The sequence below is a fragment of the Arthrobacter sedimenti genome, from assembly GCF_042652025.1.
Classification (GTDB): Bacteria; Actinomycetota; Actinomycetes; order Actinomycetales; family Micrococcaceae; genus Arthrobacter; species Arthrobacter sedimenti.
This window is the reverse complement of the sequence record NZ_JBHSDQ010000003.1, coordinates 211,810-226,276: the sequence shown is the minus strand read 5'-3', so window position 1 is coordinate 226,276 and position 14,467 is coordinate 211,810. Positions and strand designations below refer to the sequence as shown.

Here is a 14,467-nt window from a genome sequence, read left to right as displayed (position 1 = left end):
AGCAAAGCACCGGGCACTGACATTAGGCGTTGAAGTACGCCTTCAGATCGTCAACCCGGTCCAGGCGCTCCCAGGTGAAATCGGGTTCATCCCGGCCGAAGTGGCCGTGGGCGGCTGTCTTGGCATAGATGGGCCGCTTCAGGTCCAGGGCGTCGATGATGGCCCGGGGACGGAGGTCGAAGATCTCGGCAATGGCTTCGCTGATCCGGGCCGGATCCACGGTCTCGGTGCCGAAAGTCTCCACGTAGGTTCCCACCGGCCGCGCCTGTCCGATGGCGTAGGCGATCTGGATTTCGGCGCGCTTCGCCAGGCCTGCGGCCACCACGTTCTTGGCGACCCAGCGCATGGCATACGCGGCGGAGCGGTCCACCTTGGACGGATCCTTGCCGGAGAAGGCGCCGCCGCCGTGGCGTGCCATGCCGCCGTAGGTGTCGACGATGATCTTGCGGCCGGTGAGGCCGGCGTCGCCCACGGGGCCGCCGATGACGAACTCACCGGCGGGATTGAGGATGTTGGCGGCGCGGGAAATATCCAGGTTGGCGGCAGCGAGGACCGGTTCAATCACGACGGCGGCGAGGTCGGCGCGCAGCTGCTCAAGGCTTGCGCCCTCGGCATGCTGGCTGGAAATCACCACGGTCTCAACGGATACCGGAACGTCTTTGTCATAGCCCACGGTGACCTGGGTCTTGCCGTCCGGGCGGAGGTAGGCCAGTTGGCCGGTCTTGCGGACGTCGGTCAGGCGTTCGGAAAGCCGGTGGGCCAGCCAGATGGGGGTGGGCATGTAGGACGGGGTCTCGTCGCTGGCGTAGCCGAACATCAGCCCCTGGTCGCCGGCGCCCTGGAGGTCGTAGTCGTCCTCCTGGCGGCCCTCGCGGGCCTCGAGGGAGTTGAAGACGCCACCGGCGATGTCGTTTGACTGCTGGCCGATGGAAACGGATACGCCGCAGCGGGCGCCGTCGAACCCGTTGGCCGAGGAGTCGTACCCGATGCCCAGGATGGTCTCGCGGACAATCTGCGGGATTTCGACGTAGGCGTCGGTGGTGACTTCGCCGGCCACATGCACCAGGCCGGTGGTGGCCATGGTCTCCACGGCCACGCGGGACTCGGGGTCGGCGGACAGCAGCGCGTCGAGGATGGCATCGCTGATCTGGTCGCAGATCTTGTCCGGATGGCCTTCAGTGACCGACTCGGACGTGAAGAGCCGGAGCGCGGAGGGCGTGGCCCCATGGGTGTGGGGAAGGTGCAGCGGTAAAGTCACTCAACTACCTTACTGGTTGGTGTTGGTACTCCCGTCAGGGAGAAGTCGATAGATGTCCCTGTGCTAAGCGAACGTGGCCAGGAACACTCGGGCCAAGGGCGAAACACGTTCAGTTTGAGGCAACGTGGTTCAGTTCGAAACTGATGCGGCTGATGATGGCTTCCGAAACCTCGGTTTTGGATCCCGAGGCCTCCTGTGGTTCGGAGCCTGAGCGCGAAAGGATGACCACCGAATTGGAGTCCTGCCCGAAGACTTTGTCCGTGCCCACGTGGTTGACCACCAGCAGGTCGCAGCCTTTCCGCTGCAGTTTTGCCTCCGCATAGGCCAGGACGTCCCCCTGGCTGTCCCCGGTCTCGGCTGCGAATCCTACGATCAGCTGCCCGGATTGGGCATAGCCCGCATTCCGCTGCTCCACGAGTTCCTGCAGGATATCCGGGTTGCGGACCAGGGTAACGACGGGATCTGCAGTGTCGTCGCGCTTTTTGATCTTGGTGTCCGAGACCTCGGCGGGGCGGAAGTCGGCTACGGCTGCGGACATGATGACGACGTCGGACCCGGCAGCGGCAGCCAGTGCAGCTTCGCGGAGTTGCAGGGCAGTTTCCACGCGGACGACTTCCACGCCTGCCGGCGGCGGAACGTCCATGTGGGCGGCCAGCAGCCGCACGGTGGCGCCTGCGTTCCGGGCGGCGACCGCCAGGGCCACGCCCTGCTTGCCGGACGACCGGTTGCCGAGGAAGCGTACGGGGTCCAGCGGTTCGCGGGTGCCGCCGGCGCTGATGGTCACGGTGCGGCCGGCAAGCGGGAGCTGGTAGTTGGACTGTCCCGGCACCAGTGCCATGGCCGCGTCGAAGATCAGCTGGGGCTCGGGCAGCCTTCCCGGTCCTGAGTCTGCGCCGGTCAACCGGCCGGAGGCGGGTTCCAGGACGGCGGCGCCGCGGGAGCGTAAGGTTTCGACGTTGGCGCGGGTGGCGGCGTGCTGCCACATCTCCGTGTGCATGGCGGGGGCGAACAGCACGGGGCCGCGTGCCATCAGCAGCGTGTTGGTGAGCAGGTCCCCGGCCTGGCCCGTGGCAGCTTTCGCCAGGAGGTCTGCCGTGGCGGGTGCCACCACCACGAGGTCGGTCTCGTGGCCAAGCCGGACGTGGTTGACCAGGTGCACGTCGTCGAAGACGCTGTTGCTCACGGGGTTGCCGGACAGCGCCTCCCAGGTGGCGGTTCCGATGAAGCGGGTGGACGCCTCCGTGGGGATCACGGTGACGTCATGGCCGGCTTCAGTAAAAAGCCGGAGGAGCGATGCCACCTTGTAGGCGGCGATCCCTCCCCCGACTCCGAGGACTATGCGCACGTGACCTCCGTCAACAGCAAGTCAGTTCAGCAGCAGGTTTACTCTGCGGCTTCGATCGGCGTGGAGACCAGCTTGCCTTCGTTGATCTCGCGCAGTGCGATCGAGAGCGACTTTTCGTTCAGCTTGGTGTCGACCAGGGGTCCGACGTATTCGAACAGGCCCTCGTGCAGCTGGGCGTAGTAGGCGTTGATCTGACGAGCGCGCTTGGCACCGAAGATCACCAGGCCGTACTTGGAGTCGGCTGCTTCGAGCAGCGAGTCGATCGGCGGGTTGATGATGCCTTCAAGGTTCGTGGACACGAATTCTCCAAATTCCTAGCGGGCTGACGGTTCCGGCAGGTGTGGATGCGGTGTCAGCCCCATGAGTGAAACAAGCTCGTCCGCTGCCCGGCGGACGTCGTCGTTGATGACGGTGTGGTCGAACTCCGGTTCAGCAGCAAGTTCCAGTTTAGCGGTTTCCAGGCGCCGCTGCTGTTCGTCCGGTGTTTCCGTGCCCCGGCCCACCAGCCGGCGGACCATTTCGTCCCAGGTGGGCGGTGCGAGGAAGACGAACTGGGCGTCCGGGACGGCTGCCTTGACCTGGCGGGCGCCCTGCAGGTCGATCTCCAGCAGCACGGACCGGCCTTCGTCGATGGCCCGGTTGACGGTGCTCTTCAGGGTGCCGTAGGTGTTCTGGCCGTGGACAACCGCCCATTCCAGGAGTTCACCAGCCGCAATGAGCTGCTCGAACTCCTCCTTGGACTTGAAGAAGTAGTGAACGCCGTCCACCTCCCCGGGCCGGGGCGCGCGGGTGGTGGCTGAGACGGAAAGCCACACCTCGGGGTAGTTGTCACGGATGTAGGTGGACACGGTGCCTTTGCCAACAGCCGTCGGACCTGCGAGGACTGTCAGTCCAGGTTTCTTGCTCACGTATTCCTTTTGCCGCAGTTGGGGGAAAGACAGGCGCTGCCTGCCTCAATGCTCGTCTATAAAATCTACCAGCGCCCGGCGCTGGTGGACGCCCAGGCCCCTGACCCTGCGGGACGTTGCAATACCCAGCTGCTGCATGATCGCCGCCGCCCGTACCTTCCCGATGCCGGGAAGGGCTTCAAGCAGCTCGGAGACTTTCATCCGGGCCAAAGCGTCGTCCTCCAGGGCCGAACTGATGATGTCCGCCGCGGACCTGTCGCCGTTCCGAAGGCTTTCCTTGGCGGCGGCCCGGGTGGCCCTGGCTGCTGCCGCCTTGCCCAGGGCATCGGCCCGTTCAGACGCAGATAAGGGTCGCAGGACCATCACGGACACCCCCGAAGTCGGCGGATTTCATCCAAGGGCGGCCGCCCTTGGACCTGTCCTGAAACTACCCTCTGGTGCAGCGTGAATCAATGCATCGGGGCAATTGCAGGCTATTGTCCCCGCAGCCCTTCCAGGGTGCGCAGGGCAGCGTTGCGCAAGCCACGGACCTGCGGTCCCGCCGACAGGATGTCGCGGCTGGACGTTCCCAGGACCAATGGGTAGGCAGCACCGAAGGTGGCCCGAAGGTCCGCCGGCGTAGCCCCCTGCGCCCCGAGCCCGGGTGCCAGGATGGGGCCGCGCACGGCCGCGAGATCCAGGTCCAGGTCCGCCAAGGCGCTCCCGACGGTGGCACCCACCACCAGGCCCACGGATCCCAGGCTTTCTGCATACCGCGAGTTCTCGGCAGCCGCTGCGGCCGTGATCCTGCGGGCCACGGAGTCCTTTCCGCCCACGTGCTGGACGGAGGCGCCCTCCGGGTTGGAGGTCAGGGCCAGCACAAAGACACCGCGGCCGGTCCCTGCCGCCAGGTCGAGCGCGGGGCGCAAGGACTCAAAGCCGAGGTAAGGGCTGAGCGTGACGGAATCGGCCGCCAGCGGAGACCCGTCACGGAGCCAGGCGTCGGCGTAGGCAGCCATGGTGGACCCGATGTCTCCGCGCTTGGCGTCGGCAATCGTCAGAACCGATTCATCCCGTGCGGTAGCCAGGACCTCCTCCAGCACCGCGATGCCCGCGGATCCATGGCGCTCGTACAGCGCCACCTGCGGCTTGACCGCGGCAGCGAGCGGAGCCACCGCCTCCAGGACAGTGAGGGAAAAGCGCCTCAGCCCGGCGGCGTCGTCGTCCAGACCCCAGCTCTTCAACAACGCCGGGTGCGGGTCGATGCCGACGCACAGCGGGCCGCGCGCGGCCATGGCCGCGCCGAGCCGGGAGCCAAAGGACTCCCGGCCGGGGCTGGGTGCAGGCGTGCCGGGAACCTGCTCAGGCATGCTGCAGGGCCGCTTTCTGCGACTCCGCAAGCGCTGCCGCGTGCTCCTGCAGGCTGGTGACGGACCATTCGTAGGTGCGCATGGCTTCGATGGCCTGGACGGCGGCGTTGAACTCGGCCACCGTGGTGATGCACGGAATGCCAATGGACGTGGCCGCAGCGCGGATTTCGTAGCCGTCGCTGCGGGCCTCCCCGCCCGAGGGCGTGTTGAAGACCATGTCGATCTCGCCGGCCACGATCAGGTCCGCGATGGTGCCCTCGCCCTCCGCGCTGCTGCCCTCGGCCACCTTGCGGACCGGCGTGGCCTGCAGGCCGTTGCGGCGCAGGACGTCGGCGGTGCCGCCGGTGGAGACGATCTCGAAGCCGAGGTCCGAGAGCCGCTTGACCGCCATGATGACGGCGCGCTTGTCCCGGTTGGCCACGGAGACGAACACCTTGCCCTCGGTGGGCAGGGCATTGTTGGCGCCGGCCTGGCTCTTGGCGAACGCGGTGTCAAAGTGCTTGTCAATGCCCATGACTTCGCCGGTGGAGCGCATCTCGGGTCCGAGCAGCGAGTCCACCACCTTGCCCTCGATGGTGCGGAACCGGCTGAACGGCAGCACTGCTTCCTTGACGGCCACGGGGGCGTCCAGCGGCAGGGTGGAGCCGTCGCCGGCTTCCGGCAGGATCTTGTAGGCGCCGCGCAGCTGGTTGATGGTCACGCCGGCGCCGATGAGGGCAGCAGCCTTGGCCATCTGCACGCCGGTGGCCTTGGACACGAACGGCACGGTCCGGGACGCGCGGGGGTTGGCTTCCAGGACGTACAGGACGTCGGACGCCAAGGCGAACTGGATGTTGATCAGGCCGCGCACGCCCACGCCTTCAGCGATGGCACGGGTTGCGGTCCGGACGCGTTCGACGACGTTGCTCCCCAGGGTGATGGGCGGCAGGACGCAGGCGGAGTCGCCGGAGTGGATACCGGCTTCCTCGATGTGTTCCATGATGCCGCCCAGGTACATGTCGGTGCCGTCGAAGAGGGCATCGACGTCGATTTCGACGGCGTCCTCCAGGAACCGGTCGATCAGGACCGGGTGGTCCGGGGTGATCTCGGTGGCGTTGGCGATGTAGCGGGAAAGGTTGGGCTCGTCGTAGACGATCTCCATCCCGCGGCCGCCCAGCACGTAGGAGGGGCGGACCAAAACGGGGTAGCCGATCTCGTCGGCGATGGTCTTGGCATCCTCGAAGGAAACCGCCGTGCCGTTCTTGGGCGAGACGAGCCCGGCCTTGTCCAGGACCCGGGAGAACGCCCCGCGGTGCTCGGCGAGGTCGATGGCCTCCGGGGAAGTGCCCAGGATGGGCACGCCGGCGTCGGCCAGCTGCTGGGCCAGCTTCAGCGGGGTCTGGCCGCCGAGCTGGACGAAGACGCCCATGACGCCGCCGGTGCGTTCCTCGGCTGCGATGACTTCCAAGACGTCCTCGAGCGTCAGCGGCTCGAAGTACAGGCGGGTGGAGACGTCGTAGTCGGTGGAGACGGTTTCCGGGTTGCAGTTGACCATGACGGTCTCGTAGCCGGCCTTGCGCAGCGCCATGGACGCGTGCACGCAGGAGTAGTCGAACTCGATGCCCTGGCCGATGCGGTTGGGGCCGGAGCCGAGGATGAGGATGGACGGCTTGGAGTGCAGCGCAACCTCGTCCTCTTCGTCGTAGGCCGAGTAGTGGTACGGGGTGTACGCGGCGAACTCGGCGGCGCAGGTGTCCACGGTCTTGTAGACCGGGCGGATGCCCAGGGCCTGGCGCACCCCGCGGACCACTGCCTCGGAGTTGTGCGTCAGGGCGCCGATCTGTTCGTCGGAGAAGCCGTGGCGCTTGGCGCGCTGCAGCATCTCCTTGGTGAGGGCGCCGGCCTGGCGGATCTCGCGGGAGACCTCGTTGAGGAGTTCGAGCTGGTCCAGGAACCAGGGATCGATCTTGGTGGCCTCGAAAAGCTGTTCCACGGTGGCACCGCCCAGGAGGGCGCGCTGGACCTGGTGCAGCCGCTCGGTGGTGGGGCGCTTGGCCTTTTCGATCAGCTCCGCGACTTCGTATTCGGGGACGGAGCTGAAGTCCAGCTGCGAGCCCTTCTGTTCCAGGGAGCGCAGGGCCTTCTGGAGGGCCTCGGTGAAGTTGCGGCCCATGGCCATGGCCTCGCCCACGGACTTCATGGTGGTGGTGAGGGTGTTGTCTGCCGCGGGGAACTTCTCGAAGGCGAACCGCGGGACCTTGACCACCACGTAGTCGAGGGTCGGCTCGAAGGACGCGGGGGTCTTCTGCGTGATGTCGTTGGGGATCTCGTCCAGGGTGTAGCCCAGGGAGAGCTTGGTGGCGATCTTGGCGATGGCGAAACCCGTGGCCTTTGACGCCAGCGCTGAGGAGCGGGAGACGCGCGGGTTCATCTCGATGACCACCACACGGCCGGTCTTGGGGTCGATGGCGAACTGGATGTTGCAGCCGCCGGTGTCCACGCCCACCTCGCGGATGACGGCGATGGCCACGTCGCGCAGCTTCTGGTACTCGCGGTCGGTGAGGGTCAGCGCCGGGGCAACGGTGATGGAGTCACCGGTGTGCACGCCTACGGGGTCGAAGTTCTCGATGGAACAGACGACAACCACGTTGTCGTTCTTGTCCCGCATCATCTCGAGCTCGTATTCCTTCCAGCCCAGGATGCTCTCTTCGAGCAGCACCTCGCTGGTGGGGCTGTACTGCAGGCCCTGGCCGACGATGCGGCGCAGGTCCTCTTCGTTGTAGGCCAGCCCGGAGCCCAGGCCGCCCATGGTGAAGGAGGGACGGACCACCATGGGGTAGCCGAGGTCGACGGCGGCCGTCAGTGCCTCGTCCATGGTGTGGATGATGTGGCTGCGGGCGGACTCGGCGCCGCAGCGCTCCACGACGCCCTTGAACTTCTCGCGGTCCTCGCCGAGCTCGATCGCGGCGATGTTCGCGCCGATCAGCTCCACGTTGTACTTCTCCAGCACACCGTTCTTGTCCAGTGCGATGGCGGTGTTCAGCGCGGTCTGGCCACCCAGGGTGGGCAGCACGGCGTCCGGGCGTTCCTTGGCGATGATCTTCTCCACCACCTCGGGGGTGATGGGCTCGACGTAGGTGGCGTCGGCGAACTCGGGGTCGGTCATGATGGTGGCCGGGTTCGAGTTCACGAGGATGACGCGGAGGCCTTCCTCCTTGAGGACCCGCAGTGCCTGGGTGCCGGAGTAGTCGAACTCGGCGGCCTGGCCGATGACGATCGGGCCGGAACCAATGACGAGGACGCTCTTGAGATCTGTACGTTTCGGCATTACTTCTTGTCCTCAGTCTTGTTGTCGGAATTTTTCGGCGTTGCCGGTTCGGCCCCGGCGGAGTGCGCTGAGTCCACCGGTTCCTTTGACAGGTTTGCGCTCCGGCCGTCCCGGGTGCCCTCCATCAGTTCGATGAAGCGGTCGAACAGGTAGGCGGCGTCGTGGGGTCCGGCTGCCGCTTCGGGGTGGTACTGCACGGAGAACGCGGGGATGTCGAGGCAGGCGAGGCCTTCCACGACGTCGTCGTTCAGGCTGACGTGGCTTACTTCCACGCGGCCGTAGCGCTCCTCGGGTGCCTGGGTTGCGCCGTCCAGCGGGGCGTCCACAGCGAAACCGTGGTTCTGGGAGGTGATTTCCACCTTGCCGGTGCGGCGGTCCATCACCGGCTGGTTGATGCCGCGGTGGCCGTAGCGGAGCTTGTAGGTGCCAAAGCCCAGTGCCCGGCCCAGGATCTGGTTGCCGAAGCAGATGCCGAAGTAGGGCAACTTTTCGTCCAGGACCGAGCGCAGCAGCTTGACCTGCGCGTCGGCCGTGGCGGGGTCGCCGGGGCCGTTGGACATGAAGAAGCCGTCCGGGTTGACCGCCTTGACGTCTTCCAGCGTGGCGGTGGCGGGCAGCACGTGGACGCGGACGCCGCGCTCGGCGAACCGGACGGGGGTCATGGCCTTGATGCCGAGGTCGATCGCCGCGATGGTGAAGCGGGGATCGCCGTCCCAGCCGTGGTCCTTCGGTTCCACCACATAGGCTGCGTCAACGCTAACCTCCTCGGCCAGGCGCGAACCCTCCATGGGGGCGCTGGCCAGGACGGCGTCGACCAATTCCTTGTCCGTGACCTGGGCGGCCTCACCGGAGAAGATGCCGGCGCGCATGGTCTTGTGCTCGCGCAGGTGCCGGGTGATGGCACGGGTGTCCACACCCTGGATGCCGACGATGCCCTGGGCCACCAGCTCTTCGTCCAGGGAGCGCTCCGAGCGCCAGTTGGAGGGGCGGCGTGCGGGGTCGCGGACGATATAGCCCGCCACCCAGATGCGCCGGGACTCGGCGTCGTCATCATTGACGCCGGTGTTGCCGATGTGCGGCGCCGTCTGCACCACCAGCTGGCGGGCGTAGGACGGATCGGTGATGGTTTCCTGGTAGCCGGTCATGCCGGTGGCGAAGACGGCCTCGCCCAGGGCGGTGCCCGTGGCGCCGTAGCTGGTGCCGCGGAAAATACGCCCGTCTTCGAGAACCAGCGCAGCTGGGGCCGATACAGGAGCGGAGGTGGTTGCTGTCAATGTATTCGCTTTCACTGTCTTACTTTCCACTGGTGGCACCAGCCGCTGGGGCTGACGAAATCAAATCCTGAAGGGCCTGGTACAGCACGTCCTTGTCCGCGGCGCGGCGGGTCCGGAAGCCGGTATCCAGTTCATGCGCGCCGTGCGTCCATCCGAGCACCAGGAGGCCGTCCTTCTCCACGAACTTCCCCGCCATGCCGCTGTCCTGGCGGACTTCAGTCAGGGAGGCCGCGGGGATGTACAGCGCGGGTGCGCCGGACCGCCCGTAGATGACGCCGTGCGGGTACACCTCGAGGGTGGAGTTGGTGCGGATGCCCAGCCCGTGCACCGCGATCCGGTCAAGCCAATCACCTGCCGTAGTGGTGGCCACGTACTGCCCGTCGGCAGCGGCGGTCGGCTCACCGGGAGCGGCGGGCACCTGGGGCAGCTGCTCGACGTCGGACTGGCGCTTCAGGCGGTTGCGCCAGCCCACGCCGAGAAGGACAAAGACGACGGCGATAACCGCCAGCATGGCAAGTCCGGGAAGGATCTTTTCCATCAGGCAGCGCCCGCCGGGGTTGCGGCGGCGTCCGGGTGCGGGGTGTTGAGGGTGCCGTCCAGGACAGTGGGGTGCCCCTTGAAGAAGGTGGCCACCACCTTGCCCGGCAGTTCCCTTCCCTTGAACGGCGAGTTGCGGCCCATGGTGGCCATCTGGAAGGGGTCCACCGTCCAGCGGGCCGCCGGATCAAGCAGGATGAGGTTGGCGGGTTCCCCGGCCTCGATGGGCCGGCCCTGGTCAGCCAGCCGGCCAATCTTCGCGGCCGCGGTGGAGGTGACCCTGGCAAAGTCCGCCCAGCTCATCAGGCCGGTTTCGATCATGGCGTGCTGGACCACGGACAGGGCGGTCTCCAGCCCGGTCATGCCCATGGCAGCCTGCGCCCACTCGCATTCCTTGTGCTCGCTCGGGTGCGGTGCGTGGTCGGTACCCACAACGTCGATCGTGCCGTCTGCCAGCCCCGCACGCAATGCCTGGACGTCGGCATCGGTTCGCAGCGGCGGGTTGACCTTGAACACGGGATCGTAGCTGCGCACCAGGTCGTCGGTCAGCAGCAGGTGGTGCGGGGTGACCTCCGCCGTGACGTCGATGCCGCGCTCCTTGGCCCAGCGGATGATCTCCACCGAGCCCGCCGTGGAAACGTGGCATACGTGCAGGCGGGAGCCCACGTGCTGGGCCAGCAGGACGTCCCGGGCAATGATGCTTTCCTCCGCCACCGCGGGCCACCCGGTCAGGCCCAGGACGGCGGAGACGTCGCCCTCGTTCATCTGTGCCCCGGCGGTGAGGCGGGGTTCCTGCGCATGCTGGGCCACCACGCCGTCGAACGCCTTGACGTACTCGAGGGCGCGGCGCATGAGCACGGGGTCGTGGACGCAAATGCCGTCGTCGGAGAACATCCGGACCCGGGCGCGGGAATCGGCCATGGCGCCGAGTTCAGCCAGCTGCTCCCCTGCCAGGCCGACGGTGACGGCACCTACCGGGCGGACATCCACCCAGCCGGCTGCAAGACCCAGCGTGTAGACCTGTTCCACCACACCGGCGGTGTCGGCCACGGGGGTGCTGTTGGCCATGGCGTGCACGGCTGTGTAGCCGCCCAGCGCAGCGGCCCGGGTGCCGGTCTCGACGGTTTCGGCGTCTTCGCGGCCCGGTTCGCGCAGGTGCGTGTGGACGTCCACCATGCCGGGCAGCGCCACCAGGCCGGCGGCGTCGATGACGGTGGCGCCATCAGCGGACAGGCCATGGCCGATCTCGGCGATGATGCCGTCGCGGATCAGCAGGTCCGCGGGCTCGCCGCCCAGGATGGCGGCGCCTTGGATCAGGTACGTTCCGGTGTTGGCTGCCATCAGTTGCTCTCCTTGGTGGAAGGGGCTGCGGCGGCGTAGGCCGGTGCCCGGTGTGCGGCTGGTTCCCGGGTGTCTCCGGAGAGCAGCAGGTACAGCGCGGCCATCCGCACGGATACGCCGTTGCGGACCTGCGCCAGGACGGTGGAACGGGGCGAATCGGCGGCGGCGGCGCTGATCTCCAGGCCCCGGTTCATGGGTCCGGGGTGCATGATGATGGTGTCCGTCATGCCAAGGTCGTCCAAAGCCCGCAGCCGGTTGTCGTCGAAGCCCCAGCGCCGGGAGTATTCGCGGGTGCTGGGGAAGAAGGAAGCGTTCATGCGTTCGCCCTGGACCCGGAGCATCATCACGGCATCGACGCCGTTGGCCAGCGTCTGGTCGAGGTCATAGCTGACGCTGCAGGGCCATTTGTCGACGCCGACCGGCAGCAGCGTGGGCGGGGCCACCAAGGTCACTTCCGCGCCGAGCGTGCGCAGCAGCCAGACGTTGGAGCGTGCCACACGGGAGTGCAGCACGTCGCCTGCGATGGCCACCCGCATGCCCTTGAGGTCCGTTCCTTCCGAGCCGGTGCCGCCGAGGCGGGCCCAGTGTCGGCGCATGGTGAAGGCGTCGAGCAAGGCCTGGGTGGGGTGTTCGTGGGTGCCGTCGCCGGCGTTGATGACCGCCGCGTCGATCCAGTCAGTGGCGGCGAGGCGGTGGGGCGCGCCCGAGGCCCAGTGGCGGATGACGACGGCGTCCGCACCCATGGCGGACAGCGTCTGGGCGGTGTCCTTGAGGGATTCGCCCTTGGAGACGGATGATCCCTTGGCGGCGAAGTTGATGACATCGGCCGACAGCCGCTTGGCCGCGGCTTCGAAGGAGATCCGGGTGCGGGTGGAGTCTTCGAAGAAGAGGTTGACCACGGTGCGGCCACGCAGCGCGGGGAGCTTCTTGACTTCCCGCTCCCCCACGGCCGACATCTCCTCGGCGGTGTCCAGGATGCGGATGGCGTTCGAAAGGCTGAGGTCCCCGGTGGACAGGAGGTGTTTCATGCGCCCCCCTCGATCACGACTTCGTTGACCGGGCTTCCGACAGCGGAGGAGTCCGTTTCTTCCAGCCGGACCCGGACCTTTTCGGCGGAGGACGTGGGCAGGTTCTTGCCCACGTGGTCCGCGCGGATGGGAAGTTCGCGGTGGCCCCGGTCAATCAGGACGGCAAGCCGGACGATGCGCGGCCGCCCGAGGTCCACGAGTGCGTCCAGGGCGGCGCGGATGGTGCGTCCGGAGTAGAGGACGTCGTCGATGAGCACCACCACTTTGTTGTCGATGCCGGTACGCGGCAGCCTGGTGGGGTACGGCGGGCGGGTCCCCTGATGGGAAAGGTCGTCCCGGAACATGGTGACGTCAAGCTGCCCTACGATGGCCGCGGCATCAACGGTGTTGTCCGCGGCGGCGATTTTTTCCGCAAGCCGGACAGCCAGCGGGTAACCGCGGCGGGGAATGCCCAGCAGGACCAGGTCCCGGGAACCCTTGTTGGCTTCGAGGATCTCGTGGGCGATACGAGTGAGGGCCCGGTCAATGTCCGCCTGGTTGAGGACAACCCTGGCTGGAACCGGTGCGCTGGTGACAGATGTCAACGCTCGTCTCCCCTTTCCCCGCCTCACAGGACGGAATTAAAAAAGGAATGATTGCTGTTCAAAATTACCACACGGTCCAGCCGCGCCGGCCCGGGATCAACGCGGTGCTGGTCACATCCACGGGCCGCCGGACGGAAACAAAGCCCACTTCCTTTGTGGCGCGGAAGCCCCCGCTTAGGCTTTCGGGTATGCCGATGTATTCGCAGCACCCTTCATCCGGACTTCCCGACGACCCCTACCGCGGTGCCGGTGGGCCGCCCCTGCCGCAGGAAGCGAATCCAAGCTGGATGGGGCAGGTGCAGCCGGAACACTACCGGGCGGCACCGGGGCACCAGGGCCAGCCGCTGGCGGGCATGGTTCCGCCGCACGCACAGGGAACAGTGCTGCAGGCATCGCGCGCCCGCAGCGGGCTGCTGGGTTTGAGCGTTGCCGGCGGCGTGCTGGCTTTCCTGAGCCTGTTCCTGGTGGTGCCGTTCCTTCTGTCCAACACCGGGGCCGCGGGGTTCCTGATTGGTTTCCTGGCGTCCCTGGTCCCGCTGGCGGTGGTCCTGACGGCCGTGCACATCATCGACAGGTGGGAGCCGGAACCCAAACGGCTCCTGTTTTTCGCGTTCACGTGGGGCGCCGCAGTGTCAGTTGCCGTGACTCTGCTGATCCAGCCGTTCTTCGTGATCGCCTTCCAGTTCACGGACCAGCCTGACCTACAGACGTACATGGCCACCGTTCAGGCGCCCATTGTTGAAGAGTTCGCCAAGTCGCTGGGCCTGCTCATCCTCCTGCTGGCGGCCCGGCGGCAGTTCGACGGGCCGGTGGACGGCGTCGTGTTCGCCTTCACCATCGCCGGCGGGTTCGCGTTCACCGAGAACATCCTCTATTTCGGCCGGGCCATCGCCGAGTCGGCGTCGCCGGCCAGCGGCTTGGCCCAGGTCTTCTTCCTGCGCGGCGTCATGTCCCCCTTCGCCCATGCGATTTTTACCGGTACCACCGGCCTCATCATGGGCTTCGCCGCCAGGCGCTGGCACACCGGCGCGTCGATCGGCGCATTTGTCATTGGCCTGCTGCCGGCCATGTTCCTGCACAACAGGTGGAACAGCATGGGACAGGGATTCCTGCTGGACTACATCGTGGTCCAGGTGCCGATCTTCGTGCTGGCAGTGGCCGGCATCATCTTCCTGCGGGTGGCCGAGAAACGCCTGACCCGCCAGCGCCTGCTGGAGTATTCCGCCGCGGGCTGGTTCACGCCGGCTGAGGTGCAACTGCTGGCCACGCACGGGGGCCGGCGGACAGCCCTGGCGTGGGCGGCCGGTGCGGGCAGGAAGCAGCAGATGAAGCAGCTCCTGAAGGCGGCCACCCAGCTGGCCAACACCCGCCAGCGGATCCTGAGCGGGCGCGACGTTCCCCTCAACCAGGCCGAGGAAAGGCTGCAGCTCCAGCGGATCCTCGCCCTGCGGGAGTCCGTGGCCGCGTGAGCGTCTGCCACGGCCAACGCAAAAGAACCCCGCCAACGGCGGGGTTCTCTTGCTGGTCCTGCAGATT

The 14,467-nt window shown here is 67.1% G+C and carries 13 protein-coding genes; 1 reads left to right on the top strand and 12 read right to left on the bottom strand.

Annotated features, from left to right (window positions below; translation table 11 throughout):
• Positions 1 to 22 precede the first annotated feature (22 nt).
• The 12 genes from metK to pyrR all read right to left on the bottom strand — a co-directional run bounded on the left by metK (position 23) and on the right by pyrR (position 12,931).
• Positions 23 to 1,258 carry a methionine adenosyltransferase gene (gene metK, locus ACFO0G_RS09145; protein WP_142133758.1) on the bottom strand — a complete coding sequence of 412 codons (1,236 nt, stop codon included), beginning with the start codon at positions 1,256 to 1,258 and terminating at the stop codon, positions 23 to 25.
• Between the two features lie 109 nt (positions 1,259 to 1,367).
• Positions 1,368 to 2,603 carry a bifunctional phosphopantothenoylcysteine decarboxylase/phosphopantothenate--cysteine ligase CoaBC gene (gene coaBC / locus ACFO0G_RS09140; protein WP_376977137.1) on the bottom strand — a complete coding sequence of 412 codons (1,236 nt, stop codon included), beginning with the start codon at positions 2,601 to 2,603 and terminating at the stop codon, positions 1,368 to 1,370.
• A gap of 38 nt (positions 2,604 to 2,641) precedes the next feature.
• Positions 2,642 to 2,902: a DNA-directed RNA polymerase subunit omega gene (rpoZ, locus tag ACFO0G_RS09135; protein ID WP_003800778.1), complete on the bottom strand. Its 261-nt coding sequence runs from the start codon at positions 2,900 to 2,902 to the stop codon at positions 2,642 to 2,644.
• A gap of 15 nt (positions 2,903 to 2,917) precedes the next feature.
• Positions 2,918 to 3,511, bottom strand: coding sequence for a guanylate kinase (gene gmk / locus ACFO0G_RS09130; RefSeq protein WP_376977135.1), 594 nt, complete (start codon positions 3,509 to 3,511; stop codon positions 2,918 to 2,920).
• 45 nt (positions 3,512 to 3,556) lie between these two features.
• Complete coding sequence (gene mihF, locus ACFO0G_RS09125) at positions 3,557 to 3,874, bottom strand: integration host factor, actinobacterial type (protein WP_200830713.1); 318 nt, start codon at positions 3,872 to 3,874, stop codon at positions 3,557 to 3,559.
• Positions 3,875 to 3,984: 110 nt separating this feature from the next.
• Positions 3,985 to 4,860 carry an orotidine-5'-phosphate decarboxylase gene (gene pyrF / locus ACFO0G_RS09120; RefSeq protein WP_286397219.1) on the bottom strand — a complete coding sequence of 292 codons (876 nt, stop codon included), beginning with the start codon at positions 4,858 to 4,860 and terminating at the stop codon, positions 3,985 to 3,987.
• Complete coding sequence (carB, locus tag ACFO0G_RS09115; protein WP_286397222.1) at positions 4,853 to 8,167, bottom strand: carbamoyl-phosphate synthase large subunit; 3,315 nt, start codon at positions 8,165 to 8,167, stop codon at positions 4,853 to 4,855. The genes pyrF and carB overlap by 8 nt, the downstream gene beginning before the upstream one ends.
• Positions 8,167 to 9,480 (bottom strand): glutamine-hydrolyzing carbamoyl-phosphate synthase small subunit, encoded by a 1,314-nt coding sequence (carA, locus tag ACFO0G_RS09110; protein WP_376977131.1) that lies wholly within the window; start codon positions 9,478 to 9,480, stop codon positions 8,167 to 8,169. Before carA ends, carB begins: the two co-directional genes overlap by 1 nt.
• Positions 9,461 to 9,979, bottom strand: coding sequence for a PH-like domain-containing protein (locus ACFO0G_RS09105; protein WP_286397228.1), 519 nt, complete (start codon positions 9,977 to 9,979; stop codon positions 9,461 to 9,463). The genes carA and ACFO0G_RS09105 overlap by 20 nt, the downstream gene beginning before the upstream one ends.
• Complete coding sequence (locus tag ACFO0G_RS09100; RefSeq protein WP_286397230.1) at positions 9,979 to 11,319, bottom strand: dihydroorotase; 1,341 nt, start codon at positions 11,317 to 11,319, stop codon at positions 9,979 to 9,981. Before ACFO0G_RS09100 ends, ACFO0G_RS09105 begins: the two co-directional genes overlap by 1 nt.
• The gene (locus tag ACFO0G_RS09095) at positions 11,319 to 12,347 is read right to left on the bottom strand and encodes an aspartate carbamoyltransferase catalytic subunit (RefSeq protein ID WP_286397233.1); all 1,029 of its coding nucleotides are present in this window, start codon (positions 12,345 to 12,347) and stop codon (positions 11,319 to 11,321) included. The genes ACFO0G_RS09100 and ACFO0G_RS09095 overlap by 1 nt, the downstream gene beginning before the upstream one ends.
• A complete protein-coding gene (pyrR, locus tag ACFO0G_RS09090) occupies positions 12,344 to 12,931 on the bottom strand; it encodes a bifunctional pyr operon transcriptional regulator/uracil phosphoribosyltransferase PyrR (RefSeq protein WP_286397236.1) in 588 nt (195 codons plus the stop codon). Before pyrR ends, ACFO0G_RS09095 begins: the two co-directional genes overlap by 4 nt.
• 194 nt (positions 12,932 to 13,125) lie before the next feature.
• Between pyrR and ACFO0G_RS09085 the strand changes: the two genes are divergently transcribed.
• The gene (locus ACFO0G_RS09085) at positions 13,126 to 14,400 is read left to right on the top strand and encodes a PrsW family intramembrane metalloprotease (RefSeq protein ID WP_376977470.1); all 1,275 of its coding nucleotides are present in this window, start codon (positions 13,126 to 13,128) and stop codon (positions 14,398 to 14,400) included.
• Positions 14,401 to 14,467: the final 67 nt, after the last annotated feature.

Excerpts from the sequence above, each read along its gene's own strand:
- ACFO0G_RS09095 (WP_286397233.1), bottom strand. The coding sequence starts at position 12,347 with ATGAAACACCTCCTGTCCACCGGGGACCTCAGCCTTTCGAACGCCATC.
- pyrF (WP_286397219.1), bottom strand. The coding sequence starts at position 4,860 with ATGCCTGAGCAGGTTCCCGGCACGCCTGCACCCAGCCCCGGCCGGGAG.
- carB (WP_286397222.1), bottom strand. The coding sequence starts at position 8,167 with ATGCCGAAACGTACAGATCTCAAGAGCGTCCTCGTCATTGGTTCCGGC.
- ACFO0G_RS09100 (WP_286397230.1), bottom strand. The coding sequence starts at position 11,319 with ATGGCAGCCAACACCGGAACGTACCTGATCCAAGGCGCCGCCATCCTG.
- mihF (WP_200830713.1), bottom strand. The coding sequence starts at position 3,874 with ATGGTCCTGCGACCCTTATCTGCGTCTGAACGGGCCGATGCCCTGGGC.
- ACFO0G_RS09105 (WP_286397228.1), bottom strand. The coding sequence starts at position 9,979 with ATGGAAAAGATCCTTCCCGGACTTGCCATGCTGGCGGTTATCGCCGTC.
- ACFO0G_RS09085 (WP_376977470.1), top strand. The coding sequence starts at position 13,126 with ATGTATTCGCAGCACCCTTCATCCGGACTTCCCGACGACCCCTACCGC.